The sequence below is a fragment of the Streptomyces sp. NPDC060232 genome (genome assembly GCF_042726555.1).
Classification (GTDB): domain Bacteria; phylum Actinomycetota; class Actinomycetes; order Streptomycetales; family Streptomycetaceae; genus Streptomyces.
Genome location: NZ_JBHXAG010000029.1, coordinates 45281 through 71214 on the forward strand (window position 1 = coordinate 45281; position 25934 = coordinate 71214).

Annotated in this window: 28 protein-coding genes; 13 read left to right on the top strand and 15 right to left on the bottom strand. The window is 72.5% G+C overall.

Annotated features, from left to right (window positions below; genetic code table 11):
- Position 1 precedes the first annotated feature (1 nt).
- On the bottom strand, positions 2–550 hold the full coding sequence (locus ACFWFZ_RS30535) for a hypothetical protein (protein WP_387126535.1): 549 nt from the start codon (positions 548–550) through the stop codon (positions 2–4).
- A 78-nt stretch (positions 551–628) separates the two neighbouring features.
- Between ACFWFZ_RS30535 and ACFWFZ_RS30540 the strand changes: the two genes are divergently transcribed.
- Positions 629–1351, top strand: coding sequence for a hypothetical protein (locus tag ACFWFZ_RS30540; RefSeq protein ID WP_387126537.1), 723 nt, complete (start codon positions 629–631; stop codon positions 1349–1351).
- Positions 1352–1360: 9 nt separating this feature from the next.
- Here the strand turns inward: ACFWFZ_RS30540 and ACFWFZ_RS30545 are convergent, their stop codons facing one another.
- Positions 1361–1783, bottom strand: coding sequence for a MarR family transcriptional regulator (locus ACFWFZ_RS30545; RefSeq protein ID WP_356810373.1), 423 nt, complete (start codon positions 1781–1783; stop codon positions 1361–1363).
- 96 nt (positions 1784–1879) lie between these two features.
- On the opposite strand from ACFWFZ_RS30545, the gene ACFWFZ_RS30550 reads away from it, so the two are divergent.
- The 3 genes from ACFWFZ_RS30550 to ACFWFZ_RS30560 all read left to right on the top strand — a co-directional run bounded on the left by ACFWFZ_RS30550 (position 1880) and on the right by ACFWFZ_RS30560 (position 4256).
- A complete protein-coding gene (locus tag ACFWFZ_RS30550; RefSeq protein ID WP_387126539.1) occupies positions 1880–2902 on the top strand; it encodes an NADP-dependent oxidoreductase in 1023 nt (340 codons plus the stop codon).
- A 65-nt stretch (positions 2903–2967) separates the two neighbouring features.
- Entirely contained in the window at positions 2968–3390 is a 423-nt protein-coding gene (locus tag ACFWFZ_RS30555; RefSeq protein WP_387126541.1) for an organic hydroperoxide resistance protein, read from the top strand.
- 65 nt (positions 3391–3455) lie between these two features.
- Positions 3456–4256, top strand: a complete 801-nt coding sequence (locus ACFWFZ_RS30560; protein ID WP_387126543.1) for an EI24 domain-containing protein — start codon at positions 3456–3458, stop codon at positions 4254–4256.
- A gap of 19 nt (positions 4257–4275) precedes the next feature.
- Here ACFWFZ_RS30560 and ACFWFZ_RS30565 read toward each other — a convergent pair whose 3' ends face one another.
- Positions 4276–5163, bottom strand: a complete 888-nt coding sequence (locus tag ACFWFZ_RS30565) for an NAD(P)-dependent oxidoreductase (protein ID WP_387126545.1) — start codon at positions 5161–5163, stop codon at positions 4276–4278.
- A gap of 147 nt (positions 5164–5310) precedes the next feature.
- Between ACFWFZ_RS30565 and ACFWFZ_RS30570 the strand changes: the two genes are divergently transcribed.
- The 3 genes from ACFWFZ_RS30570 to ACFWFZ_RS30580 all read left to right on the top strand — a co-directional run bounded on the left by ACFWFZ_RS30570 (position 5311) and on the right by ACFWFZ_RS30580 (position 9042).
- Positions 5311–5595, top strand: a complete 285-nt coding sequence (locus ACFWFZ_RS30570; RefSeq protein WP_387126547.1) for a winged helix-turn-helix transcriptional regulator — start codon at positions 5311–5313, stop codon at positions 5593–5595.
- Between the two features lie 164 nt (positions 5596–5759).
- Positions 5760–7442, top strand: coding sequence for a hypothetical protein (locus ACFWFZ_RS30575; RefSeq protein ID WP_387126549.1), 1683 nt, complete (start codon positions 5760–5762; stop codon positions 7440–7442).
- A gap of 13 nt (positions 7443–7455) precedes the next feature.
- Positions 7456–9042: a DUF2142 domain-containing protein gene (locus ACFWFZ_RS30580; protein WP_387126551.1), complete on the top strand. Its 1587-nt coding sequence runs from the start codon at positions 7456–7458 to the stop codon at positions 9040–9042.
- A 13-nt stretch (positions 9043–9055) separates the two neighbouring features.
- Here ACFWFZ_RS30580 and ACFWFZ_RS30585 read toward each other — a convergent pair whose 3' ends face one another.
- Positions 9056–9772, bottom strand: a complete 717-nt coding sequence (locus ACFWFZ_RS30585) for a carbon-nitrogen hydrolase family protein (protein WP_387126553.1) — start codon at positions 9770–9772, stop codon at positions 9056–9058.
- 278 nt (positions 9773–10050) lie between these two features.
- Between ACFWFZ_RS30585 and ACFWFZ_RS30590 the strand changes: the two genes are divergently transcribed.
- Positions 10051–10374, top strand: coding sequence for a putative quinol monooxygenase (locus ACFWFZ_RS30590; RefSeq protein ID WP_387126555.1), 324 nt, complete (start codon positions 10051–10053; stop codon positions 10372–10374).
- A gap of 19 nt (positions 10375–10393) precedes the next feature.
- Here the strand turns inward: ACFWFZ_RS30590 and ACFWFZ_RS30595 are convergent, their stop codons facing one another.
- Positions 10394–10978, bottom strand: coding sequence for a TetR/AcrR family transcriptional regulator (locus tag ACFWFZ_RS30595; RefSeq protein ID WP_387126557.1), 585 nt, complete (start codon positions 10976–10978; stop codon positions 10394–10396).
- 170 nt (positions 10979–11148) lie between these two features.
- Here ACFWFZ_RS30595 and ACFWFZ_RS30600 point away from each other — a divergent pair, with 170 nt between their 5' ends.
- Complete coding sequence (locus tag ACFWFZ_RS30600) at positions 11149–13626, top strand: beta-glucosidase (RefSeq protein ID WP_387126560.1); 2478 nt, start codon at positions 11149–11151, stop codon at positions 13624–13626.
- 85 nt (positions 13627–13711) lie between these two features.
- Here ACFWFZ_RS30600 and ACFWFZ_RS30605 read toward each other — a convergent pair whose 3' ends face one another.
- Positions 13712–14608 (bottom strand): SGNH/GDSL hydrolase family protein, encoded by an 897-nt coding sequence (locus ACFWFZ_RS30605; protein WP_387126562.1) that lies wholly within the window; start codon positions 14606–14608, stop codon positions 13712–13714.
- Between the two features lie 249 nt (positions 14609–14857).
- On the opposite strand from ACFWFZ_RS30605, the gene ACFWFZ_RS30610 reads away from it, so the two are divergent.
- The gene (locus tag ACFWFZ_RS30610) at positions 14858–15352 is read left to right on the top strand and encodes a DUF3145 domain-containing protein (RefSeq protein WP_030657058.1); all 495 of its coding nucleotides are present in this window, start codon (positions 14858–14860) and stop codon (positions 15350–15352) included.
- 82 nt (positions 15353–15434) lie between these two features.
- On the opposite strand, the gene fabF is transcribed toward ACFWFZ_RS30610, so the two are convergent.
- From fabF to ACFWFZ_RS30635, 5 genes are all read right to left on the bottom strand, one after another.
- Positions 15435–16700 (bottom strand): beta-ketoacyl-ACP synthase II, encoded by a 1266-nt coding sequence (gene fabF, locus ACFWFZ_RS30615; protein WP_387126564.1) that lies wholly within the window; start codon positions 16698–16700, stop codon positions 15435–15437.
- Positions 16701–16779: 79 nt separating this feature from the next.
- Positions 16780–17028, bottom strand: coding sequence for an acyl carrier protein (locus ACFWFZ_RS30620; RefSeq protein WP_030026030.1), 249 nt, complete (start codon positions 17026–17028; stop codon positions 16780–16782).
- A gap of 55 nt (positions 17029–17083) precedes the next feature.
- Positions 17084–18088 carry a ketoacyl-ACP synthase III gene (locus tag ACFWFZ_RS30625; RefSeq protein WP_387126568.1) on the bottom strand — a complete coding sequence of 335 codons (1005 nt, stop codon included), beginning with the start codon at positions 18086–18088 and terminating at the stop codon, positions 17084–17086.
- 19 nt (positions 18089–18107) lie between these two features.
- Entirely contained in the window at positions 18108–19025 is a 918-nt protein-coding gene (locus ACFWFZ_RS30630) for an ACP S-malonyltransferase (protein WP_387126570.1), read from the bottom strand.
- An 89-nt stretch (positions 19026–19114) separates the two neighbouring features.
- Complete coding sequence (locus ACFWFZ_RS30635; protein ID WP_387126572.1) at positions 19115–20332, bottom strand: PucR family transcriptional regulator; 1218 nt, start codon at positions 20330–20332, stop codon at positions 19115–19117.
- Between the two features lie 80 nt (positions 20333–20412).
- On the opposite strand from ACFWFZ_RS30635, the gene ACFWFZ_RS30640 reads away from it, so the two are divergent.
- Positions 20413–21069: a pirin family protein gene (locus ACFWFZ_RS30640; protein ID WP_387126575.1), complete on the top strand. Its 657-nt coding sequence runs from the start codon at positions 20413–20415 to the stop codon at positions 21067–21069.
- Positions 21070–21145: 76 nt separating this feature from the next.
- Here the strand turns inward: ACFWFZ_RS30640 and ACFWFZ_RS30645 are convergent, their stop codons facing one another.
- Positions 21146–21991 (bottom strand): serine hydrolase domain-containing protein, encoded by an 846-nt coding sequence (locus ACFWFZ_RS30645; protein ID WP_387126590.1) that lies wholly within the window; start codon positions 21989–21991, stop codon positions 21146–21148.
- 78 nt (positions 21992–22069) lie between these two features.
- Here ACFWFZ_RS30645 and ACFWFZ_RS30650 point away from each other — a divergent pair, with 78 nt between their 5' ends.
- Both ACFWFZ_RS30650 and ACFWFZ_RS30655 read left to right on the top strand, forming a co-directional pair.
- A complete protein-coding gene (locus tag ACFWFZ_RS30650; RefSeq protein WP_387126577.1) occupies positions 22070–22453 on the top strand; it encodes a MerR family transcriptional regulator in 384 nt (127 codons plus the stop codon).
- A gap of 25 nt (positions 22454–22478) precedes the next feature.
- Positions 22479–23504, top strand: a complete 1026-nt coding sequence (locus ACFWFZ_RS30655; RefSeq protein WP_387126579.1) for an aldo/keto reductase — start codon at positions 22479–22481, stop codon at positions 23502–23504.
- Between the two features lie 12 nt (positions 23505–23516).
- Here ACFWFZ_RS30655 and ACFWFZ_RS30660 read toward each other — a convergent pair whose 3' ends face one another.
- The 3 genes from ACFWFZ_RS30660 to ACFWFZ_RS30670 are packed head-to-tail and all read right to left on the bottom strand — an operon-like array spanning position 23517 to position 25698.
- Positions 23517–24431, bottom strand: coding sequence for an ABC transporter permease (locus tag ACFWFZ_RS30660; protein WP_387126582.1), 915 nt, complete (start codon positions 24429–24431; stop codon positions 23517–23519).
- Positions 24428–25315, bottom strand: a complete 888-nt coding sequence (locus ACFWFZ_RS30665; RefSeq protein WP_387126584.1) for an ATP-binding cassette domain-containing protein — start codon at positions 25313–25315, stop codon at positions 24428–24430. Before ACFWFZ_RS30665 ends, ACFWFZ_RS30660 begins: the two co-directional genes overlap by 4 nt.
- Positions 25312–25698 (bottom strand): GntR family transcriptional regulator, encoded by a 387-nt coding sequence (locus ACFWFZ_RS30670; RefSeq protein ID WP_045320762.1) that lies wholly within the window; start codon positions 25696–25698, stop codon positions 25312–25314. Before ACFWFZ_RS30670 ends, ACFWFZ_RS30665 begins: the two co-directional genes overlap by 4 nt.
- Positions 25699–25934: the final 236 nt, after the last annotated feature.

Here is a 25934-nt window from a genome sequence, read left to right on the forward strand (position 1 = left end):
GCTAAGGACCGACCCGCTGGAGCAGGCCGTAGGTGAACTCCGCCACGCAGGGGCGGCCCTGTGCGGTGAAGGCGAGGCGCCAGCGCGTCGGGGCGGTGCCCTCCATCGGCCGTACCGGCGCGAAGGCCCGCGCCACCTCGTCCACCGTCGCCGACCAGGGCAGCAGGTCGTCCGGAGACTCCAGTACGGGCCCGCGCGCGCCCGGGGCCCGTACGAGCCACTCGTTCCACACCGCCCCGTCCGGAGCCGCCAGCACCTCGAAGCGCAGGTCCGGCCAGAGCGGCAGCGGCCACAGCAGGGCCTCGCACTCCAGATCGCCGATCGTGCGGTGCTCGACCGACTCTGGCGCCCCGAGCACCGAGCGGTACCGGGCCAGCGCCCCGCGGGCGCGCGGCGAGCGCACCATCGCCTGCCAGCGCTTGTTCGCCTCCCGCTGGTCCGCCAGGGAGGAGCCCAGCCGGCGGCGGGCCTCGTCGGCGAGGTCGGGCTGGAAGTCGGCCATCCGCCGCAGCAACACCAGCTGGAACGCGGCCGGCCCGAAAGTTGTCATGGAGGAAACGATTCCACACAGGATCCTTACGTTCTCGGGATCCGGATGTTGCCGCGTACGGCATAGCCTGCGGGCGCCATGAACTTTTGCCACGCCTGCCGGAGGCACCTCAACGGCGCGCTGGCGTGCGCCGGATGCGGAACCCCCGCCGAGTACCTGATACCCGCCGCGCCCGCCGCCGGGCCGCCGCAGCCGCCCATGGTGGAGGGGCCCGCCGCGGATCCGCCGACCGCACTGGCCGATGTGTACGCGGACTCGCTCGTGGTGCTCTCCGCCCCGAACGAGCGCAGAGCCGGCGCCCGGCGGCGGGCCACGAACCGGCGCCGTCGCCGGACCGCGGTCTCCCTCTCGCTGGGCGTACTGCTCGCGGCCGCGGGCTCCCTGCTGGTGGCGGGCATGGCGGCCGACGGGGAGACCACCGACCGTGCCTCCACAGTGGTGCTGACCGACGACGGCCCCCGGCAGCCCGCCCCGCTGCCGGACACGCCGACGGCCGGGGCGCCCACGGGCTCCGGCAAGGCCACCGCGAAGGCCGGCGGCTCGACCACGAAGAAGTCCGGGACCGCAGCGCCCTCCGGCAGCGCCGGCCAGCCGGGGCCGACCCAGTCGGCTCCGGCACCGACCGTGTCGGGGTCGGCGTCCGGCACCCCCGGGCGCGGGCCGTCCGTACAGGCGTCCGGGATGGGCACGCCCTCGCAGGGCGCCACCGGCACCAGCCAGGCGCCGTCCCCGGTGCCGCCGACGCAGTCGCCCACGCCCACGCCGACCAAGAGCTGTGTGTTCTGGATCTTCTGTTCGTGACAGGCGGGGTCAGGCCAGCATCCGCTTGAGCAGGTCCCGCAGCACGGCCCGCTCCGCCGGGGACAGCCCGGCCAGGGGTTCGCGCGCGAAGTCCAGCGACTCGCGCAGCCGCTCCGCCGTCCGCAGGCCCTCCTCGGTGGGGGCGGCCAGCTTGACCCGGCGGTCGGCGGGATCCGGACGGCGCTCCACCAGGCCCCGGCCCTCCAGCCGGTCGATGATGCCCGTCACGTTGGAGGGCTCGCAGCGCAGCTTCTGCGCGATGCGCCGCATGGGCGTCGGCTCCATCGCGAGCAGGTTCAGCACCTTGGCCTGGGCACCGGTCAGCTGATGGCTGGCCGCCGCGTGCTCGTACTCCATGTGGTACCGGGTCACGACGTCACCGATGAGTTCGACGACCTCGACGGTCACTGGGTCTACACGACGACTGGGCATGGATCCAGCGTACCCGTTTACTTGACAACATGAAATATCCAGGCGCATGGTTGTTTCACCTAGTGAAGCAATTTCGTTCTGACCAGGAGCGCCGCAATGCCTGAGATTCCCGCCGTGAGCCGCGAGTGGCACCTCGTCCGTCGCCCGCAGGGCTGGCCCGTCGCCGAGGACTTCGCCCTGCGTGAGGTGCCCGTGTCCGCCGAGCCCGCCGCCGGCCGGATCCTCGTGCGCAACCTGCACATGTCCGTCGACCCGTACATGCGCGGACGGATGAACGACGTGAAGTCCTACGTCCCGCCCTTCCAGCTCGACCGGCCCATGGACGGCGGCGCGGTCGGCGAGGTCGTCGCCTCCGACGCCGAGGGCTTCGCCGTCGGCGACCACGTCCTGCACGGCCTGGGCTGGCGCGAGTACGCGGAGCTCGATGCCAAGCACGCCACCAAGATCGACGCCTCCCTCGCCCCGCTCTCCGCCTACCTCGGCGTCCTCGGCATGCCGGGCCTGACCGCCTACGCCGGCCTCTTCGAGGTCGCCTCCTTCAAGGAGGGCGATTCCGTCTTCGTCTCCGGCGCCGCGGGTGCGGTCGGCGGCCTCGTCGGCCAGTTCGCGAAGATCAAGGGCGCGTCCCGGGTGATCGGCTCCGCCGGCTCGGACGCGAAGGTGACGCTCCTCACGGAGAAGTACGGCTTCGACGCCGCCTTCAACTACAAGAACGGCCCCGTCGCCGAGCAGCTGCGCGCGGCCGCCCCCGAGGGCGTCGACGTCTACTTCGACAACGTCGGCGGCGACCACCTGGAGGCCGCCATCTCCTCCATGAACGTGGGCGGACGCGCCACCCTCTGCGGTGCGATCGCCCACTACAACGACACCGAGGTCGCCCCCGGCCCGCGCAACCTCATGCAGGTCATCGGCAAGCGCCTGCGCCTGCAGGGCATCCTCGTCAGCGACCACGCCGGCCTGCAGCAGCAGTTCGTCCAGGACGTCGCCGGATGGCTGCGCTCCGGCGAGCTGCGCTACGACGAGACGGTCGTCGAGGGCGTCGAGAACGCCGCCTCCGCCTTCCTCGGCATGCTCCGCGGAGAGAACACCGGAAAGATGATCGTTTCCTTCACCGGTTAGGCTCACCCCACAACCGTCGTGACCGTGGGCGCGAGTCGCGGCGATTACCAGAAGGAACATTCTTCATGTCCATCCAGCAGTCCGACGTCGCGTACACCGCCGTGGCCACCGCCGAGAACGGCCGCGACGGCCGCGTCGCCACCAGCGACGGCCGGCTCGACGTCGTCGTGAACCCGCCCAAGGAGCTCGGCGGCAGCGGTGCCGGCACCAATCCGGAGCAGCTCTTCGCCGCCGGCTACAGCGCCTGCTTCCAGGGCGCCCTCGGTGTCGTCGCCAAGAACGTGAACGCCGACATCTCCGGCTCCACGGTCACCGCCGAGGTCGGCATCGGCAAGAACGACGAGGGCTTCGGCCTGATCGTCAAGATCTCCGCCATGATCCCGAACGTGGACGCCGCCACCGCGAAGGAGCTCATCGAGAAGGCCCACGAGGTCTGCCCGTACTCCAAGGCCACCCGCGGCAACATCACCGTCGAGCTCGCCGTCTGATCCGGCAGCCGCAGGGCGAAGGCCGCACCCCGATCGGGGTGCGGCCTTCGCCGTACACTGGCGCCATGCACGATCTTGCGGGGGGCTTCCGGTACTTGCTGGCCGGACAGCGATGGGTGTTGCGACACGGGCGATGGCTGGGCTTCGGGCTGCTGCCGGGGCTGGTCTCGCTCGCCCTCTACGCCGGCGCCCTCATCGGGCTCGGCTACGGCGCCGACGACCTGACCGCCTGGGCGACCCCCTTCGCCGACGACTGGTCCGCCCCCTGGATCGGCCTCTTCCGCGGCTTCCTCACCGCCCTGTTCTTCGGCTTCGGGCTCTTCCTCGCGGTGATCACCTTCACCGCCGTGACCCTGCTGATCGGCCAGCCCTTCTACGAGTCCCTCTCGGAGCAGGTCGACCGCAGCGAGGGCGGCGAGGTCCCGCAGTCCGGCCTGCCGCTCTGGCGGGAGCTGTGGATCTCGGCCCGGGACAGCGTGAGGGTGCTCGGGCGGGTGGTGCTGTACGGCATCGGGCTCTTCGTCCTCGGCTTCGTCCCGGTGATCGGCCAGACGGTCGTCCCGGTGATCGGGTTCTGCGTCTCCGGGTACTTCCTCACCCAGGAGCTCACCTCCGTCGCCCTCCAGCGCCGCAAGGTGGAACTGCCCGAGCGGCTGGTGCTGCTGCGGTCCCGGCGGATGCTGGTGCTGGGCTTCGGAGTGCCGCTGGTGCTGGCGTTCCTGGTGCCGCTCGTCGCGGTGTTCCTGATGCCGGGCGCGGTGGCGGGAGCCACCCTGATGGCGCGCGACCTGATGCGCACCGACGAAGCCCCGGCCGCCGAGGCCACCCCCGCGGGCTTCGGACCGCCGCCGCCGGCCTTCCCGTAACCACCCGCCCGGCGGGCCGCTACGGCTTCAGCAGCAGGATGGCCCCCGCCGTGTCCTCCCCGCCGTGAGCCGCCGGGTCGGCCGTCAGCCGGCGGCGCATCAGGTCCAGGTACGGGGAGATCAGCTCCGCGCTGACGTTCTGCTCCTGCGCGGTGCGCAGCAGGGTGCCGCTGGCCGCGACCTGCATGGCGAGGTTGGACACCACCCCGCTGGTGAAGTCGCGCGAGGTGAGCCGCTCGGCGGCGTTGCCGACGAAGAAGCCCATCGCGCCCAGCCACTCGGACAGCAGCGGAGCCAGGTCCTTCGGGGCGATGTCCTCGCCCTCGGTCAGCGCGTAGGCGTGCGAGATGCCGGCGAACAGTCCGTACATCGCGCTGAGCAGCGCGACGTCGTGCAGGGCGGCGTGCCCGGGGTCCTCCCCGACGAAGCGGGCCCCGGCCGGGACCTCCAGCGTCGCGCGATGGGCGTCGAAGAGGGCGCGCGAGCCGCTGTAGAAGACGTACCCGCCGGCCTCCGGGACGCCGATCATCGTGGGCGTGGCCATGATCCCGCCGTCCGTGTACCGGGCGCCGCGGGCCTCGGCCCAGGCGGCCCGGGCGCGGGCCTCGGCGGGGGTGCCGGTGGTGAGGTCGACGAGGTCCTTGCCGGTCAGGTCGACGCCCTCCAGGGCGGAGCGGACGCTGGCGTCGTCCAGCAGGCAGGTCACGACCAGGGTGTTCGCCGCGACGGCGGCCGCTGCGCTCGCGGCGGTGACGGCGCCCTCGGCGGCGAGCGGCCCGGCCTTGGCGGGGGTGCGGTTCCAGACGGTGAGGTGGTGCCCGGCGGCGAGCCAGGTGCGGGCGAGGGCGGTGCCCATGTCGCCGAGGCCGAGCAGGGTGAGCGATTTCCGCGGTGTGGTGTCGGTCATGGCGTTTAGCCTGGTGGCAGGCAGTGGGGCGCTCAAGTACGCACTTCGGAGTGGGTGGTTACCCCAAGGTGAGCGAGCAGGTCGGGAGGGTGCGCGATGGCGGGGGCACGAAGGCCCGGTGCGGATGAGTGCGGGATCGCCGCGGCGATGTCCGTGATCGACGGGAAATGGAAGGTGTCGCTCCTGTGGGAGCTGGAGCAGTGCCCGCGCCGCTTCGGTGAACTGCGCCGGCTCGTCCCCGGGGTCTCCGAGAAGGTGCTCGCCGCCCAGCTGCGCGAGCTGGAGACCGACGGCATCGTGCACCGCGAGGTGTACGACGAGGTACCGCCGCGCGTCGAGTACTCCCTGACCCCGCTGGGCCAGGACCTGAACGCGGCTCTGGAACCGCTCGGGGAGTGGGGCACCAAGCACCTCCTCCCGGATTCGGCCTAGAATCCCGGGCCCGTAGGATGCATGGCAGCAAGTGCCAAGGCTGTCTCTCACTGCCCTTGAGTTCGCCCTGGCCGGAGCTTCGGCGGGGGCCGCAGTCGCGCGGCGGCTTGCCGAGCCACGACCGGCCACCGGGCCGAGGACCGACCAGCAGTAGGGACACAGCAGTGACAGTCAGTACCGAGGGCACGGCGACCGTGCTGCCCCCGGGCGGACCGGCCGCGCCCGCCCGCCCGATACCGGCCGCCGGGCGCGGGGTCGGCTCACGCGGCACGCTCCTGCTCCTCGAAGCCGCCGTCGCCTTCGCCGCGGCGCTCGTGCTCCCGCTGCTGGCGCGCGGCTTCAACTTCAACCCCCTCGACCGGATCGCGCAGGTCAGCGGCCTCGCCGCGATCCAGCTGCGGTTCGCGCTCATAGGCCTGCTCCTCATCGGCGCGGTGGCGCTGGCCGTGCGGCTGCGGGGGGGCCGGCACTTCGACCTGGCCACCCGGTTCGCCTCCGCCGGCCTGGCCGGCCTGGCCAGCGGCTTCGTCGCCGCCGGCGCGGTCGTCGCCCTCCACGGGACGCCGTGGCCGATGTTCGGCCTCAACGGCGACAGCGGCCGCATCGTCGAATGGGCCCACGCCGTGGCCAACGGCCGCCCCTCGGGCTCGCCCGTCTACCCGCCGGCCCCCCTCCACACCCTCGGCTACTACGCCGAGTGGTTCCGCGGCGGCAACACCGCGTACGCCTTCAAGGACCTCCAGATCCTCGGCGCCGCCGCGTTCGGACCGCTGGTCTACCTCTCCTGGCGCCTGCTGCTCGGCCCCGTCCGGGCCCTCGCCTTCGGCGTCGCCCCCGCCTTCGCGCTGATCGACGCGTACAAGCCGTACAGCCAGAGCGTCCTCGTGGTGCTCGTCCCCGTCCTGGTGGCGATGGTGGTCTCGCTCAGCCGCAGCGGCACACAGGGCTGGCGCCCGCTGCTGCTCAAGGGCGCGGGATTCGGCGCGCTGCTCGGCGTGCTCTTCCTCACCTACTCGGGCTGGTTCCTGTGGAGCGCGGCGGGCGTGCTGTTCGCCGCACTGCTGTACTTCCCGTGGCGGGACGGCCGGCTCGGCCGGATCAAGGGCGCAGCCTTCCTCGGCGCGTCCATGGCGGCGTTCCTGGTGGTCGCCGGCCGCTACCTCATGGTCATGCTGACCGAGGGTCAGACCACCAAGGACTACAACTTCCGGTTCGACAACTTCACCGACCCGGCGTACTACCTCATGTGGCGCACGGACATGCCCGGCAAGGTCGGCGAGTGGCCGCTGCCCGGCGAGTACGGCGGGGTCGGGCTGTTCGCCCTGGTCACCTTCGCCGGCCTGGGCGCCGCGATCTGGCTGGGCATCGCCAAGCCGATGGTGGTCACCATCGCCGCCATGTTCATCAGCGCGTGGGTGATGCGCATGTACATCGCCTCGCACATGTACGAGACGCAGACCGTCCAGCTCTACACCCGCACGAACAACCAGCTGCTCTACTGCGGGCTGCTGCTGTGCGCGCTGGTCGTCCACCTGGTCTCGCAGCGGATGGCCGCGCGCCGCGCGCAGCCCACGGCGGACGCCGAGCCCGCGGCGGGTGCGGGGGGCAGCGGTTTCCCCGGCCGTGAAGGCGCGGTGATCGGGGCCATGTGCGCCCTGCTGCTGCTCCTGGGCACCGTCTCCTCCTCGATGGCCGACCGCTACATGCCGGCCAAGGAGAACACGTACCGGATCCTGCCGTGGGTGTCGCACACCATCACGGAGCAGGACGGCAGCTGCCCGAAGTACGCGCCCGGCGGCACGTGCTCCAAGGACGGCGACCAGAGCTGGCTCAGCTTCATCCGATGACCCCGGGGGACCGATGACTTCCGCACTGACGCGGCTGGCCGACTGGTCGGCCAGGACACCCAAGCGGCTCTGGCTGATCGCCTTCGCGCTGTTCTTCACACTCACGGGCGCGTGGGCGGCTGCCAGCCCGCTGGGCAGCTCCCCCGACGAGCACGCGCACTTCATCCGTGCCGCCGCCGTCGCCAGGGGGCAGATCGGCGGGACCGAGGTGATGGTCCCGCACACGGTCGCGGGCATCGAGGGCCACTTCGCCGAGACCGGGGTCCAGCTCCCGGCGTGGTACCGGAACCTGCCCACCGTGCACGAGTGCTACTCGTGGCGGGAGGCGCAGCCGGCGTCCTGCGCGCCCTCGCTCGGGAACTCCGAGAAGACCGTGCAGGCCACCACGGCGGCCGGCCGCTACCACCCGGGCTACTACCTGGTGACCGGCTGGCCGAGCCTGCTGGTCGACGGCCCCAAGGGGCTGTACCTCATGCGCTTCATGTCGGCGCTGCTCTGCTCGGCGCTGCTGGCGAGCGCGGTGGTCACGGCCGCCGAATGGCGGCGGCGCTCGCTGGCGATGCTCGGTGTGTTCGCCGCGGCCACGCCGATGACGCTCTACATGGCGGGCATGGTCAACCCCAGCGGCGGCGAGATCGCCGCCGGGATCCTGGTGTGGACGGCCCTGCTGTCGATCGTCCTGTCGCCCGACCCTGTCCTGCTGAACCGCCGCCTGGCCAGGCTGGGCGTCGGCGGCCTGGTGCTGATCAACATCCGGCCGCTCGGCCTGATCTGGTTCGGCGGGGCGGTCTTCTTCTGCCTGCTGCTGACGCAGCGGCGCGGGGTACTGGGACAGGTGCTGCGCCGCAAGGCGCTGTGGCTCTGGACGGGCCTGCTGGGCCTGGCGACGGCCGGTGCGCTGCTCTGGGCGGCGAGGCACCCCGACAACTCGAAGATCGACATTCCCGACTCGCTGACCACGGGCGTGGCCGCGAAGAAGACCCTCGGCAACACCGAGGTCTACATCAAGCAGATGCTCGGCTTCTTCGGCTGGCTGGACACCCCCGCACCCGCCCTCATGTACCTGATGTGGATGGCGGTCCTCGCGACCGTCGTCGCGCTGGCGCTCGCCCACGGCCGCGCGCGCGACGTGGTCGCGGTGCTCGGCATGCTCGCGGCCGTCGTGATGGTGCCGGTCGTCGCGCAGGCCTCCCAGGCGGAGCGCATTGGTATGGTGTGGCAGGGCCGCTACCTGCTGCCCTTCGCCGTCGGGCTGCCGCTGATGGCCGTGCTGATCTGCGCCACGCGCGCGCCCGGGCGCGGCTTTCCCTGGCGGCGGCTGGTCGGGTTCTCCGTCGCCGGCCTCGCGCTGGCGGACCTGGCGGCCTTCTACTGGACGCTGCGCCGGTTCGCGGTCGGCACCAAGGGCTCGTGGGTGGCGACCTCGGCGCACTGGGCGCCGCCCGGCGGCTGGGCCCTGTGGACCTGCGTGTACGCGGTGGCCGCCGTCGCCGTCGTGCTGCCCGCCCTGCTCGCCGACCGCGAGGACGCCGCCGCGCAGCACCCGGACCGCACCACGCCGCGTCCGGAGCGCCACCCGCGGGTGCCCGAGCCCGCCTGAGGCACCCGCCCCGTCAGCCGGCGGCGCCGATCTCGGCGGTCACCACCGACGGGGTGCGGTCGTCCGCCTCGGCGAGCAGCGCGCCGCCCGGGGCCCACACGGCCGCGCCGCCGCAGCCGGTCCACGGGCCCGCCGGGCCGACGTGGTTGGCGAGGACGACGTACAGGCCGTGCCGCTCGGCGATCCCCGGGTGCACCGTGGCGCGCTCACGGATCCCGTCGCCGGTCCCGTAGAGGGAGCTCGCCAGGTGGACCCGGCAGCCATCGGCGGCGCCCCGGCCCGGCGGCCCGGGGAAGTGGTTGTCGTAGCAGACGCCCAGCGAGAAGCGGACCCCGAGGAGTTCGAAGCGCCCGTCGTCCGTGCCGGCCTCGAAAACGTCCTGCTCGTGCCGGAACAGGTGCTGTTTGCGGTACGTCGTCACGTGCGCGCCGTCCGCGTCGTGCACCAGCGTCGCGATGGCGGGCCGCGGGCCCTCGCCGGGCAGGGCCACGTTGACCGCGGTGGCGATCCCGGCGGCGCGCAGCGGGTCCAGCCGCGGGTCGTCGGCGGCGGTCCACAGGCCGGGGTCGGCGGCGAGCGCCTCCAGCTCGTAGCCGGTGAGTGTGAACTCGGGGAACACGACCAGCGCGGCGCCCTGCTCACGGGCCGTCACGGCGAGGGCGGCGGCCCGCGCGGCGTTCGACCGGACATCGGCGGGGACGCACGTCATCTGTGCGGCGGCGATCTTCACCGGCTCAGGATGCCAGTCCGTCCGCGGCCTCCTTCAGCAGGGTCGGCAGGGCCGGCAGGGCCGCGGCAGCGGGGGAGCCGTGGGTGCTGGCGGTCGGCGGTCCGCTGCCCGGCCCGGTCCGGCGGGTCCTGGAGGCCCTCGGCGAGGTCACCGTGTGCGGGCCCGGCGGGATCGGGCGCGGCCCTGAAGCCGGTGCTGAACACCACGGCGGTCGGCGGGGTGGCCCTGGTGGCCGGACCTCGCCCCACGGTGTGGATCAACCTGCATAAAATGGCTGTGTGATCTTCATTGTGGTGAAATTCCCCGTCAAGCCCGAATACGTCGACGCGTGGCCCGACAAGGTCACGCCCTTCACCCGCGCCACCCGCGCCGAACCAGGGAACCTCTGGTTCGAGTGGTCGCGCAGCCTGGAGGAGCCGGACACCTACGTCCTGGTCGAGGCCTTCGAGGACGACGCCGCCGAGGCGCACGTCACCTCGGAGCACTTCCGCGCCGCGCTGGAGACCATGCGGCCGATGGTGACCCGTACGCCCGAGATCGTCAGCACCACCATCGAGGGTGCGAACGGCTGGAGCCGGATGGGCGAGCTCGAGATCGGCTAGGGGGCCGCAAAGGCCCCCCTCAGGGGCTGTCCTGCCCTCGCAGCAGGGTCAGGAAGGCCCGGAAGGCGGCGGGCATGTCCACGGACTCGGGGGCCAGCAGCCACTGGTACTGCAGGCCGTCCATGACCGCCGTCAGCAGCGGGGCCGCCTGCTCCGGGGTGAGCCCCGAGGGCAGGCGCTCGCCGAACTCGGCGCGCAGCACCGCCGCCATCTCCGTACGGACCTGCGCGTAGCGCTCGGTGAAGAACTCCCGGGCCGGGTGCCCTTCGGTGACGCTCTCGCCCAGCAGCGCCGAGAAGGTCTGCACGATGCCCGGGCGCATGGCGTTGTACTCCACCAGCGAGGCCAGCAGGTCGAGGCGCCAGGTGTCGGCCGCGGCGCGCGAGCCGCCGCCCGTGTCCCACCGGTCCCGTTCCTCCAGCACCGCGACGAGCAGCGCCTCCTTGGTCGGGAAGTAGTGCAGCAGCCCCTGCTGGGTCAGGCCCACGCGCTCGGCCACCGCGCCCAGGGACGCGCCCCGGTAGCCGCGCTCCGCGATCACCTCGACGGCCGCGCGCACGATCTCCCCACGGCGTTCCTCGCTCCTCGCCCTGGCCGTCGCCATGGCACCCCTTCCGTCCGCTCCCGTCCGCAGGACCGTAGGAGGACCGTACGGCATTCGAATATCACGAAGAGATAACAAAGCCTACCGCTCAACAGGCGACGGGTCCACGATGGGGCGCCCGCACCGCGCCGCACGCGCGACCGCACCGCTCTCGACGAGGAGGCTCGGCCGTGACCGATGCCGATCAGGTCCGCGACCAGATACGGGACGACGCCGTGGAGGCGGCGCTCGGCAAGCTCGATCTCGACACCAAGACCCTTCTCCTGGCGGGCCGGGACATGTGGTCCCTGCCCGCGATCCCCGCCGTGGGGCTGCGGTCCCTGGTCATGTCCGACGGCCCCGTCGGGGTCCGCGGCGTGCGGTGGACCGCCGACGACCCGTCGATCGCCCTGCCCTCCCCGACCTCGCTCGCCGCCGCCTGGGACCCGGAGCTCGCCCGCCGCGCCGGCCGGCTCCTCGCCCAGGAGGCCCGCCGCAAGGGCGTCCACGTCCTGCTCGCGCCCACCGTCAACCTGCACCGCTCCCCGCTCGGCGGCCGGCACTTCGAGTGCTACTCCGAGGACCCGTACCTCACCGGGGCCATCGGCGGCGGCTACGTCAACGGCGTCCAGGACGGCGGCGTCGGCACCACGGTCAAGCACTTCGTCGGCAACGACGCCGAGACCGACCGCTTCACCGCCGACAGCGTCATCGCCCCGCGCCCGCTGCGCGAGCTGTACCTGGCCCCCTTCGAGGCCGTCGTCGAGGGCGCCCACCCGTGGGGCATCATGACCGCCTACAACCAGGTCAACGGCACGACGATGACCGAGCACCGGTATCTCGTGAACGAGGTCCTGCGCGGCGAGTGGGGCTTCGACGGCGTCAACGTCTCCGACTGGATGGCCGCCCGCTCCACCCGCGGCGACATCCTGGGCGGCATGGACGTGGCCATGCCCGGCCCGACCACCGTCTACGGACCGGCCCTCGCCGAGGCCGTGCGCGCCGGGGAGGTCCCCGAGGCCGCCGTCGACGACGCCGTGCGCAACGTCCTGCGCCTCGCCGCCCGCGTCGGGGCCCTGGAGGGCGCGCCCGCGGTCGTCGAGACCGCCCCGGCCCCCGTCGACGGCCGGGCGCTCGCCCGCGAACTCGCCGCGCGCGGATTCGTCCTCGTCCGCAACGAGGACGGCGCCCTGCCGCTGGACGCCTCCGACGGCCGCGCCGTCGCCCTCCTCGGGGCCGCCGCGCGCGACGCCCGGGTCCTCGGCGGCGGCAGCGCCACCGTCTTCCCCGAACGGGTCGTCTCCCCGCTCGACGGACTCGCCTCGGCCCTCCCGGAGGGCGCCTTGACCTACGCGGTCGGCGCCGACCCCTCAGAGGAGCTCACCCCCGCCGCCCAGGGCTTCGAGCTCGTCGCCGTGTGCCGCGACGCCTCGGGGGCCGTCCTCGGCGAGGGCGGCCTGCCCACCGGCCAGGTCCAGTGGATCGGCGACGACCTCCCCGCGGGCGCCACGTACGAGACCATGGCGAGCATCGAGGTCCGCGGTACTTTCGTGCCGCGCGAGAGCGGTGAACACGCCTTCGGTACCCGCGGACTCGGCGCCTTCGCCCTCACCGTCGCCGGACGGCGGCTGTGGAGCGGCGTCCAGGGGACGGGCGACGAGGCCGACCCCTTCGAGGCCTTCTTCGGGGCGCCCAGCGAGCGCGCCCGCGTCACCCTCGCCGAGGGCGAGCCCGTCGAGGTGTCGCTGACCTTCCAGGTCCCCGACATGAGCGCGCTGCCGCTCAGGGCGGTCATGTTCTCGCTGCTCCACCTCGGCCCCCGGCGCGACCCCGACGAGCTGATCGCCGAGGCGGTCGCGACCGCCCGCGCCGCGGACACCGCCGTGGTGGTCGTCGCCACCACCGAGCGCGTGGAGTCCGAGGGCTTCGACCGGAGCGACCTCGCCCTCCCGGGCCGCCAGGACGACCTGGTGCGGGCCGTCGCCGCCGTCAACCCGAACACCGTGGTCGTCGTCAACGCCGGCTCCCCGGTGGAGCTCCCGTGGCGCGAGGACGTCGCCGCCGTCCTGCTGACCTGGTTCCCCGGGCAGGAGGGCGGGGCCGCGCTGGCCGACGTACTCCTCGGGGAGGTGGAGCCGGGCGGCCGGCTGCCCACCACCTGGCCCGCGCGGCTCGCCGACGCGCCCGTCACCGAGGTCGTCCCCACCGACGGGCGCCTGGAGTACGGCGAGGGCCTCTTCATCGGCTACCGGGCCTACGAGAAGCACGGCGTCACCCCCGCCTACCCCTTCGGGCATGGCCTCGGCTACACCGACTGGGCGTACGAGTCCCTGGAGGCCACCGCCGACTCCGTACGGGTCCGCGTCACCAACACCGGCTCCCGGCCCGGCCGCGAGGTCGTCCAGGTCTACCTGGCGCCCGTCGCCACTGCGTCCGACGGCGCGCGGAGCGCGACGGTGGAGCGCCCGGCGAGCTGGCTGGCGGGCTTCGCGAGCGTCGCCGCGGGCCCCGGCGAGAGCGTCGAGACCGAGATCCCGCTGCCCGCCCGGGCCTTCGAGATCTGGGACGAGGAGGCCCGCGGCTGGCGGCGGATCGGCGGCGCCTACGAGGTCCGCGCGAGCCACGCGCACGGCGACACCCGGCTGACCGTGACGCTCGACATCGCGTGACACGCCGTATGACCGGAAATCACCCCTGAGAACCGGTCCGGGGGCGGGCCCTGGCACCCGCACCCGGACCCTCCGCGCGCGGACGTCAACGCGGCGGCTCGGCCGCCGTCACCTGGCGGTGCGCCAGTTCCGCCAGCCTCGCCTGCCCGTCCTTGCCGGGGTGGAACCAGTCCCAGCGGCTCAACTGCTCCGCCGCGAAGGGGTACTGGAACACCGCGCCGCCGTCGTAGCGGCACAGCGGGTCCTTCCCGCAGACCTCGCGCAGCACCTCGTTGTACTCCACCACCCGCGCCCGCACCTGCTCGCGCCGGGCCGTGGCCCCCGTGGCCAGCGACAGCGGATCGGCGAGCATCGACTGGCAGATGCCCAGCTTCCACACCTGGCGCACCATCGGGAGGTCCTTGCCCTGCTCCCACAGCCGTTGCAGGTCCGGCACGCTGGAGACGTACACCTGAGAGGCCGGGGACGCGGCCCGCAACTGCGCGAGGGCCTGCTCGAAACCGGACCGGAACTCCGCCACCGGCGTCATCGACGAAGCGGTGGGGCGGCAGGCGTCGTTCGACCCCACCATCACCGTGACCAGGTCGGGCTTGTTCGCGGCGGCCGCCGTCAGCTGGGCCGGCAGGTCCGCCATCCGCGAGCCGGTCACCGCGTGGTTCCAACTGCGCTCGGGCACCCCGGCCTCTCCCAGCAGCCGGCTGGCGAGGGAGCGGACGGCGGGGTCGCTGCCGGTGGCCCAGGAGACCTCGGGACAGTCGGCGAGGACCGAACAGGCGTCGAAACCACGCGTGATGGAGTCGCCGACGGCAGCGACCGAGGTGGGCGCGGTGTTCCACCGGGGCCCCGACTGCGCTCCGCCCTCGCCGCGGTCGGGCGACCCGCCCGACTGACACCCGCTCAGAACCCCGGCCAGTAGCGCCACCGCCGCGCCCGCGCCCGCGAGAGTACGGCGCGCGCGGCGCCCGGCGGCGGTGGTGCGCATGGGAAGGACCCCTCCTTGTGGCCCCCACGCCGATCGGGGGGTCCTGCTGAGTGAAAGCTCTGTGTTTACCGGCCTTGGAGCGACCGTACGTCACACCGTGACCCCTGGCGCACGGTAGCTTTTCCCCGTGGCGTTTCGGCCGCAGGTCCCGTAGCGCAATGTCAAATGATTTCCGTTACATTACATCACGTCACAAACTGTCCGTTTTCTGGAGTTTATTCCCGACCTCGTCCACCACTGGAGGTCCCGGTGACGACACGTGGAGTTCTGTACGTGCATTCCGCACCGCGCGCGCTCTGCCCGCATGTGGAATGGGCCGTAGCGGGCGTGCTCGGGGTGCGGGTGAACCTCGACTGGATCAGGCAGCCCGCCTCCCCGGGCACCTGGAGAGCCGAGTTCAGCTGGCAGGCCGAAGCGGGCACCGCCTCGAAACTCGCCTCCGCGCTGCGCGGCTGGCACCTGCTGCGCTTCGAGGTGACCGCGGAGCCCTGTCCGACCGCCGAGGGCGAGCGCTACAGCTCCACACCGGAGCTCGGCATCTTCCACGCCGTCACCGGCATGCACGGCGACATCCTGATCCCGGAGGACCGGCTGCGCGCCGCCCTGGCCCGGTCGGCGCGCGGCGAGACCGAGCTGGAGGCGGAGATCGCCAAACTGCTCGGCAAGCCCTGGGACGACGAACTGGAGCCCTTCCGCTACGCGGGCGAGGGCGCGCCCGTCCGCTGGCTCCACCAGGTGGTCTGACCCCTCGCCCGACGCAGAAGGCCCACCCGCCGATCACCCGGGTGGGCCTTCTGCCGTGTTCAGACGACGAACACCGCAACCACTAGACGGTGCGGAACGCCAGGGTGACGTTGTGGCCGCCGAAGCCGAAGGAGTTGTTGATCGCGGAGATCGGACCGTCGGCCGGCAGCTTGCGCGGCTCGCCCACGACGATGTCCGCGTCGATGTCGTCGTCGAGCGCGTCGACGTTGATCGTCGGCGGCGCCAGCCGGTGGTACAGCGCCAGCACGGTCGCGACGGTCTCGATACCGCCCGCGCCACCCAGCAGGTGACCGGTCATCGACTTGGTCGCGGAGATCGCGATGTGGTCGAGGTCGTCGCCCAGGACCTTGCGCAGGGCCTTGATCTCGGCCGTGTCACCCTGCGGGGTGGACGTGGCGTGCGCGTTGACGTGGACCAGCTCGGCCGGGTCGAGACCCGTGTTGTCGAGCAGGTTCTGCACCGCGGCCGCGACACCACGGCCGGTCGGCTCGGGCTGCGCGATGTGGTGGCTGTCCGCGGACAGGCCCTGGCCCAGCACCTCGCAGTAGACCCGGGCGCCGCGCTTGGCGGCGTGCTCGGCCGACTCCAGGATGACGACGCCGGCGCCCTCGCCGAGGACGAAGCCGTCACGGGCCTTGTCGTACGGACGGGAGGCCGTCTGCGGGCTCTCGTTGTTCTTCGACATCGCCATCATGTTGGCGAAGGCGGCGATCGGCAGCGGGTGGATCGCGGCCTCGGTGCCACCCGCGACGACCACGTCGGCGCGGCCGGTGCGGATCATCTCGACGGCGTAGCCGATGGCCTCGGCGCCGGACGCGCAGGCGCTGACCGGAGTGTGCACGCCCGCCTGGGCGTTGACCTCCAGGCCGACGTTGGCCGACGGGCCGTTCGGCATGAGCATGGGGACGGTGTGCGGGGAGACCCGGCGCACACCCTTTTCCTTCAGTACGTCGTACTGGTCGAGCAGCGTGGTGACACCGCCGATGCCGGAGGCGATCACGGTGCCGAGCCGGTCGGGCGCGACCTGCTCGTCCTCGCCGGCCGGAGCGGTGTAGCCGGCGTCGGCCCACGCCTCGCGGGCCGCGATGACGGCGAACTGCGCCGAGCGGTCGAGCTTGCGGGCCAGCGGCCGGGGCAGGACCTCACTCGGGTCCACGGCGACAGGGGCGGCGATACGTACCGGGAGTTCGGCGAAGCGCTCGCCCTCCAGGGGCTTGACGCCGGAACGGCCGGCGAGCAGACCTTCCCAGGTCGAAGCGCTGTCGCCACCCAGCGGAGTGGTTGCGCCGATACCGGTGACGACCACGGTGCGATTGGTCGGGCTCACAGGAATTCTTTCTCCACGTCTCAGGGGGTGCTGAATTGTCACGGCGCCACCGCCAGGTGGCGACAAACGCTCGTCAGGCTCAGGCCTGGTGCTTCAGGATGTACTCCGCGGCGTCGCCGACCGTCTTGAGGTTCTTGACGTCCTCGTCCGGGATCTTGACGTCGAAGCGCTCTTCGGCGGCGACGACGACCTCGACCATGGACAGGGAGTCGACGTCCAGGTCGTCGGTGAAGGACTTGTCGATCTCGACGTCCTCGACCGGGATGCCCGCGATCTCGTTGACGATCTCGGCGAGGCCCTCGACGATCTCCTGCTGCGTGGCGGCCATGTGGCGCTCCTTCTCTGGGTAACTGGGTAGGAAGACCGGGATGTGGATCCCGGCCCTAGGGGAGGGTAACGACCGTCGCGGCGTAGACGAGCCCCGCCCCGAAGCCGATGACGAGCGCGGTGTCGCCGCTCTTCGCCGCTCCGGTCGCCAGGAGCCGCTCCATGGCGAGCGGGATCGAGGCGGCCGACGTGTTGCCGGTGGTCTCCACGTCACGGGCGACCGTGACGTGGTCCGGCAGCTTCAGAGTCTTCACCATCGAGTCGATGATCCGCATGTTCGCCTGGTGCGGGATGAAGACATCCAGGTCCTCAGCGGTGATCCCGGCGGCGTCGAGCGCCTGCTGGGCCACCTTGGCCATCTCGAAGACGGCCCAGCGGAAGACCGCCTGACCCTCCTGCGTGATGGCCGGGAACTTCTCTCCGGCGTCCTTGCCGAGGTACTCGTCCCACGGCACGGTCTGCTTGATCGTGTCGGACTTGTCGCCCTCCGAACCCCACACCGTGGGGCCGATGGCCGGCTCGTCCGAGGGGCCGACGACCACGGCGCCGGCGCCGTCGCCGAACAGGAAGGCCGTCGCGCGGTCCTCCAGGTCCGTCAGGTCCGAGAGCCGTTCCACGCCGATGACGAGGACGTACTCCGCGGAACCCTCCACCACCATGCCCTTGGCAAGGGTCAGGCCGTAGCCGAAACCGGCACAGCCCGCGGAGATGTCGAAGGCGGCGGGCTTGACCGCGCCGACCCGGTGCGCGATCTCGGTCGCGACGGCCGGGGTCTGCTTGAAGTGCGAGACCGTGGAGACGATCACCGCACCGATCTGCTCGGGGGCGACACCGGCGTCGGCCAGCGCCTTGCCCGAGGCCTCCACCGACATCGCGGCGACGGTCTCCTGGGGCGAGGCCCAGTGCCGGGTCGCGATGCCGGAGCGGGAGCGGATCCACTCGTCGGAGGAGTCGATGGTCTCGAGGATGACCTCGTTGGGCACCACACGGGTCGGGCGGTAGCCGCCGACACCGAGGATGCGGGCGTAGGGGGAGCCCTTGGCCGGCTTGATCTTGGACATGCTGTGTGGGCTCCTTCTCTCAGGCCGTCAGTTCGGCGACCAGCGCCGCGGCCTTCTCGAGATCGTCCGGGGTCTTCAGCGCCACGCTCGGTACGCCCTTCAGCGCGCGCCTGGCCAGACCCGTCAGGGTGCCACCGGGAGACAGTTCGATGATCCCCGTGACGCCCAGCTCGGCGAACGTCTCCATGCACAGGTCCCAGCGGACCGGGTTCGCGACCTGGCCGACCAGGCGGGCGACGACGTCGGCGCCCGTGGTGACGACGAGGCCGTCCTTGTTCGAGACGTACTTCAAGGCCGGGTCGGCCGGGGAGAGGGCCTCGGCGGCCTTCTCCAGCTCGGCGACCGCGGGGGCCATGTGGTGCGTGTGGAACGCGCCCGCGACCTTGAGGGGAACGACCTTCATGGAACCCTCGGGCTTGTCGGCCTGCAGGGCTTCGATCTGCTCCATCGTGCCGGCGGCCACGATCTGGCCCGCGCCGTTGATGTTGGCCGGGGTCAGGCCGAGCTTCTCCAGGTGCGCGACGACGACGGCGGGGTCTCCGCCGAGTACCGCGGCCATGCCCGTCTCGGTGACGGCGGCGGCCTGCGCCATGCCCAGCCCGCGGGTCCGGACGAACGACAGCGCGTCCTGCTCGGGCAGCACGCCGGCGATGGCCGCGGCGGTGATCTCACCGACGCTGTGGCCGGCGACGGCACCGAAGACCGAGGTGGAGCCCAGCGCGGAGGCGGACAGCAGACCGGCGGCGACCAGCAGGGGCTGGGCGACCGCGGTGTCGCGGATCTCCTCGGCGTCGGCCGTCGTGCCGTAGCGCGCGAGGTCCAGCTTGATGGCGTCCGACCAGGCGGCGACGCGGTCAGCGGCACCGGGGAGGTCGAGCCAGGGAGTCAGGAAGCCGGGCGTCTGAGCGCCTTGGCCGGGAGCGACGAGTACGAGCACCCTCACACTCTCTCTTGTGGATGGTCCCTGCCGCCCGTGGGGACAGGGACCAAGAACCGTCGGGGTAATTGTTGATGTCCCACAAAAGGCTAGGACTGGGTATCACCGTCAGCCAGACGCCCCAGAATCAGGGCGATCCGCAGCGTGAACGCCGATCGGACATCCGACGGCGACCAGCCGGTGACGTCGGTCACACGTCGTAGCCGGTAGCGCACCGTATTGGGGTGCACGAACAGCATCCGAGCAGCCCCTTCGAGACTGCTCGCCTGCTCCAGATACACGCTCAACGTCTCCAGCAGCGCCGACCCCGCCTCCTCAAGCGGTCTGTAGATCTCCTCCACCAGCTGTTCCCTTGCAGCCGGATCGGAGGCGATCGCGCGTTCCGGCAGGAGATCATCCGCCAGGACCGGCCGCGGCGCGTCCTGCCACGCCGTACAGGCCTTCAGTCCGGCCGCCGCGGCCTGCGCCGACTTCGTCGCGTTCAGCAGGTCGGACACCACCGGGCCGGCCACCACCGGACCCGCCGCGAACGGCCCGATCAGGGACTTCGCCACCTGCATCGGGTTGTCGCTGCCGCCCGCGATGACGACCAGGCGGTCCCCGAGCACACCGGTGAGGACCTGGAGCTTGTGGTGCCGCGCCGCGCGCCGGATCGCCTCGACCGTCAGCTCGCTGTCGCCCTCCGGGGCGGTGCCGAGCACCACGCACACGTGCTCCGGGGAGTTCCAGCCCAGCGCCGCCGCCCGCGACAGCGCGCCCTCGTCGGCCTCACCGGACAGCACCGCGTTGACGACCAGGGACTCCAGCCGCGCGTCCCACGCCCCGCGCGCCTCGGCGGCCTGCGCGTACACCTGGGCGGTCGCGAAGGCGATCTCCCGCGCGTACACCAGCAGCGCCTCGCGCAGGATCGACTCGTCACCGGGGGCGGCCACCTCCTCGATCGCGGTCTCCATGACCTCGATCGTGGTGCGGACCATCTCGACGGTCTGGCGCAGCGTGATCGCCCGGGTCAGCTCGCGCGGAGCCGTGCCGAAGACGTCGGTGGAGATCGCCTGCGGGGTCTCCGGATGCCGGAACCACTCGGTGAACGCGGCGATACCGGCCTGCGCGACCAGGCCGATCCACGAGCGGTTCTCGGGTGGCATCGCCCGGTACCACGGCAGGGTCTCGTCCATGCGCGCGATCGCGTTGGCGGCGAGCCGGCCGGAGGACTTCTCCAGGCGGCGCAGCGTCGCGGTGTGCGGATGGGCGGGAGCGGGATGCGCGGGGTGTGTGGCGGGGGAATGCTCACGTTCGGGTTGGGGCACGGGACAAGACTGCCTTATCGGGAAGGCTGCGCCGAGTCCGGTCCCGCGCCGTGCCCCGCCCGGCCGCTACCGTGGCCCCCATGATTGATGTACGCCGCGGCGCCGACCGGTACGAGGGAGGGGACCCGGAGGCCGGGATCACCACCCGCCACGCCTTCTCCTTCGGGTCCTTCTACGACCCGGACAACCTGCGCTTCGGCCCCGTCCTGGCCTGCAACGAGGAGACCCTCTCGGCCGGCGCCGGCTTCGACGAGCACCCGCACAGCCACACCGAGATCGTGACCTGGGTGATCGACGGCGAGCTCACCCACCAGGACAGCACCGGCGAGAAGAGCACCGTCCTGCCCGGCGACGTCCAGCGGCTCAGCGCCGGATCCGGGGCGCGCCACGTCGAGCGCAACGACGCAGACCGGCCGCTGCGCTTCGTGCAGATGTGGCTCTCGCCGCTCGCCGCGGGCGGCGATCCTTCGTACGAGGTGCTGCGCGGTGTCCCCGACGGCTCGCCCTACGAGATCCCCGCGGCCGGCGCCGCCCTGCACGTACGGCGCCCCGGCGCGGGCGAGCGGGTCGCCGTACCGGCCGCCGAGCGGGTGTACCTGCACGTCGTGCGCGGGGACCTGCGCCTGGACGGGGCGGAGCTGGGCCCCGGGGACTCGGCGCGGATCACCGCCGAGAAGGAGCTGGAGATCATCGCCGGGTCCCCGGGGGAGCTGCTGATCTGGGAACTGCCGGCCTGAGGGCTGTCTAGGGCCTGTATCGAGTTGCCCCGCTCCTTGCTCCACGGGGCGACTCGATACAGACCCTAGTGCCGCGTCAGGCAGCCCGACCGGCCGGGCCGGCCTGGCCGGAGCGGAGTTCGGCGAGGACCGCGTCGGTGAACGGCGTCCAGGCCCCGACCGCCCACGGGCCGAAGGGCCGGTCCGTGAGCGCCACGCACGCGGCGCGCGCGTCCGGGTCGACCCACAGGAAGGTGCCGGCCTGTCCGAAGTGGCCGAAGGTGCGCGGCGAGGAGGTCAGGCCCGTCCAGTGCGGGGACTTGCCGTCGCGGATCTCCATCCCGAGGCCCCAGTCGTTGGGGGACTGGCTGCCGTACCCCGGCAGGACGCCCTTGAGCCCGGGGTGGACGACGGAGGTGGCCTCGGCGACCGTGCGGACGTCGAGCAGCCGCGGAGCCTGCAGTTCCGCGGCGAAGCGCAGCAGGTCGGAGACGGTGGAGACGCCGTCCCTGGCGGGCGAGCCGTCCAGGGTGGTCGACACCATGCCCAGCGGCTCGAAGACGGCCTGGTGCACGTACTCCGCGAACGGGATGCCGGTGGCCTTGGCGATGTGGTCGCCGAGCACCTCGAAGCCGGCGTTCGAGTACAGCCGACGCGTACCGGGCGCGGCCATCGCGCGGTGCTCGTCGAAGGCCAGGCCGCTGGTGTGCGCGAGCAGGTGACGGACCGTCGACCCCTCGGGTCCGGCCGGTTCGTCCAGCTCGATCGCGCCTTCCTCGAAGGCGACGAGGGCGGCGTACGCGGCGAGCGGTTTGGTGACCGACGCCAGCGCGAAACGGTGGCCGACGGGGCCGTGCGAGCCGGCGACGCTCCCGTCGGCGCGTACGACGGCCGCCGCGGCGGTCTCCACCGGCCAGGTCTCGATGATCCGCAGGCTTTCCATGCCGCTCACGGCCTCCTTGCTGTCCATGCGGCCGAGCCTACTTGCTTGGAGTGCGCTCAAGGGTTTTAGCGTGGGGGCATGAGCCAGAGCCTGAGCCTGACGCAGACGCGGTACACGATCAGCGAGGTGGCGGCCCGGACCGGCCTGAGCCAGCACACCCTGCGCTGGTACGAGCGGATCGGGCTGATGCCGCACGTGGACCGCTCGCATTCGGGCCAGCGCCGCTTCAACGACACGGACCTCGACTGGCTGGGCTTCGTGGGCAAGCTGCGCGCCACGGGGATGTCGGTGGCGGACATGGTCCGCTACGCCGAGCTGGTCCGCGAGGGCGAGCACACCCGGGGGGAGCGCCGTGAGCTGCTGGAACGGACGCGGCGCGAGGTGCGGGCCCGGATCACGGAGCTGACGGACGCACTGGCCGTACTGGACTACAAGATCGACATGTACGCGAGCACACGATGAAGACGGTCTCGCGGAGGGGACAGCGATGACGGAGTACGGCAACAACACCCTGGACCAGGCGGAGCTCGGCAAGGGCGGCCCGAGGGTCGGCGTCCAGGGCCTGGGCTGCATGGGCATGAGCGAGTTCTACGGCGACACCGACGAGGCGGCCGCCCGGGAGACCCTGGAGGCGGCGCTGGCCGCGGGGGTCACCCTCTTCGACACGGCCGACGTCTACGGCCGCGGCCGCAACGAGGAGTTCCTGGCGCCGTTCGCGGCCGCGCACCGGGACGAGATCACCCTGGCTACGAAGTTCGCCATAGAGCGCACCGACGACCCCGCCTACCGGGGCATCCGCAACGACCGCGCCTACGTCCGCGGCGCCGTCGAGGGCAGCCTGCGCCGGCTCGGCGTGGATGTCATCGACCTGTACTACATGCACCGGCGCGACCCGGCCGTGCCGCTCGCCGAGTCGGTGGGCGCCATGGCGGAGCTGGTGCGGGAGGGCAAGGTGCGCCACCTGGGGCTGAGCGAGGTCACCGGCGCGGAGTTGCGCGAGGCGCACGCCGTGCACCCGATCGCGGCGATCCAGTCGGAGTGGTCGCTGTTCAGCCGGGACGTGGAGCGCAGCGCGGTGGCCGCGGCGGCGGATCTGGGCGTGGCCTTCGTGCCGTACTCCCCGCTCGGCCGGGGCTTCCTGACCGGGTCCTTCGCGGACGCGTCCGCGGAGCTGTCGCAGAGCGACTTCCGGCGCCACCAGCCGCGCTTCACCGGCGACAACGCCAGGACGAACGCGGCGCTGCTGGCCCCGGTCCGGGAGATCGCGCGGGAACTCGGCGCGAGTCCCGCGCAGATCGCCCTCGCCTGGGTCCAGCAGCGGGCGGCGGTGCACGGGCTGACCGTGGTCCCGATCCCGGGCACCCGCCGGGCGGAGCGGCTGCGCGAGAACGTCGCGGCGACCCGGATCGCCCTGACGCCCGCGCAGCTGTCCCTGCTGGAACCGATCGCCGCGCAGGTCGCGGGCGACCGCTACCCGGACATGACCTTCACCTCGGCGGCCCGGGAGGCGTAGCCGAAGGCCCTCTCAGGGGTGCCGGGCCCGCAGCACCGCGAAGGCGCCCCAGAGGGCGAGCGCGGCCAGGACCAGGACCACGGCCGTCTCGATGGTCTGCGTCGGCCAGTAGTGGCTGACCGGGTGGTATTCGACATACCACCCGGTCACGTCCAGGTCGGCGGGGCACTGGCGCAGGTTGCCGGTGCGTTCGAGGCAGGCCCACTCGGGCAGACGTCCGCCCGAGGTCGTGGTGAGCCCGAGGTCCGTCATGAAGGCGCCCTTCGGCAGCTTCGGGGTCCTGGAGCCCAGGGGCGCGGTGAGGGTCTGCACGGGCAGGAAGGACCATCGCAGGGCGCCCAGCGCCAGCATCACCAGGCCGGTGACAAGGCCGGTGACGGCCATGGCGGGCAGGGTGCGCCGTACGAGCTGGCCCACGAGGGCTCCCACGGCCACGCCCAGCAGGCAGTACGCCACCACCACCGTGCCGGTCGACTCGTACGGCCCCCGGTCCGGCCAGCCGAACTGGTACGTGCCGCTGAGCGGGCTCAGGCCGAGGCGGTAGACCCCGACCAGGGCGGCCGAGCCGGCCGCGGCGGCCGCCGCGGCCACCACGACCTTCGAGGCGAGCCAGGCCCTGGGCGTCGTCGACTGGGTCAGGGCGAGGCGGTAGGTGCCGCTCTCCAGTTCGCGGGCGACCATCGGACCGGCGACGAAGGCACCCACCAGCAGCGGCAGGAGCAGCATGGCGGTGCCGGCGACATCCATCGCGGACCGCAGCGGGCCGTCCGGGCCGGCCTGGTACACGTCGGCGGCGTACGACGCCCACCAGCGCAGCGCGATCACGCCGGCCAGGCTCGCGGCGACGACGGCGGGCACCGTCCACAGCGCGCGCCGGTGCTGGCGGACGGTGACCCAGCGCGGGCCCTTCAGGGTCAGCATGCTCATGACCCCACCGCCTCGGCGGCGCGGGGGCCGATGGCGAGGGCCGGGGCGTCGGGGGAGCGCAGATGGGCGAGCAGGAGTTCCTCCAGTGACGGGTGGGCCGTCTGCCAGGTGTCGGTGTCGAGCGGGCCGTGCGGTCGCGTGAGCGCCGTGAGCAGGCGGCCGGTCGTCCGTGACTCGACGACGGTGTGGGAGGCGAGATGGGCGATGGCCGCCGCCGGTCCGGTGATCAGCCGGTGTGCCGCGACGATGTCGTCGACGGGGCCGGACAGGCGGACGCGGCCGCCGTCGACGAGCAGCAGGTGGTCGCAGGCACCCTCCAGCTCGGCGACGATGTGCGAGGACATCACCACGGACGTGCCGTGTTCGGCGGCGTCGGCCATCAGCGCCCCCATGAGCCGGTGCCGGGCCAGCGGATCGAGGTCGGCCATCGGCTCGTCCAGCAGGAGCAGGCGGGGGCGCTTGCCGAGGGCGAGGGCCAGGGCGACCCGGGTGCGCTGGCCGCCCGAGAGGGACCGGATCCTGGCGCCGCCGTCGAGCCCGCCCTCCTCGACGATCCGCGCGGCGCCCTTGGCGTCCCAGCGGCCCGGGTTGAGTTCGCGTCCCATGCGGAGGGTCTCGTCGACGGTCAGCTGCGGGTACAGGGGCTTGTCCTGGCCCACGTACGCCGTCTCCTCGCGCGGCGGCGCACTGATGGCGCCCTCGGTCGGTCGGAGCAGTCCCGCGGCGAGCGCCAGCAGGGTCGACTTGCCCGCCCCGTTGGGACCGACGAGCGCGCACACGCGGTGGGCCGGCAGCCCGAAGGAGCAGTCGCGCAGGGCCCAGCCGCGCCGACGTGCGTAGCGCACGCCCAGTCCTGTCGCCTCGATCACCGGATCGTCCGTCACGTGTCGTCCCCCTTGAAGTGTTGGTCCAGTACGGCAGTGAAGAGCGCGGCCACGTCGTCCCGCTCCATCCCCGCGGCGCTCGCGCGCCGTGCCCAGTCGGCCAGTTCCCCACGCAGGGGCGAGTCGGCCGGGGCACCCCCCAGGGACCTGCGCACGAAGGTGCCCATGCCCCGGCGTGCCTCCACGAGGCCCTCGCGCTCCAGCTCCCGGTAGGCCTTGAGCACCGTGTTCGGGTTGATGGCCGTCGCTTCGACGACCTCGCGCGCGGTGGGCAGCTTGTCGCCCGGTTCCAGCAGTCCCAGGCGCAGGGCCTGCTTCGTCTGGTGGACGATCTGCAGGTAGGTGGCCATGCCGCTGCGCCGGTCGATGCGGTACTCCAGCACGTGCAGCACCCTTTCACTAGTTAAGTAGTGAAAGGGTGCTGCACGAGGCGCCCGATGTCAACGGGCGCCCTTGCCGGGCGTGTTGGGCCAGGGGGCTAGGTCCTGTCTGGAGTTCCGGCGCGGGAGAAGGAGCGGGCGTCTGGTGCCGTCGAATCCAAGGCGGAGGAGGGAGTCGACGCGGAGCGTCGGCGACTGACGACAACGCCGGAAGCGGCGGTGCCGGACGCCGCAACGCC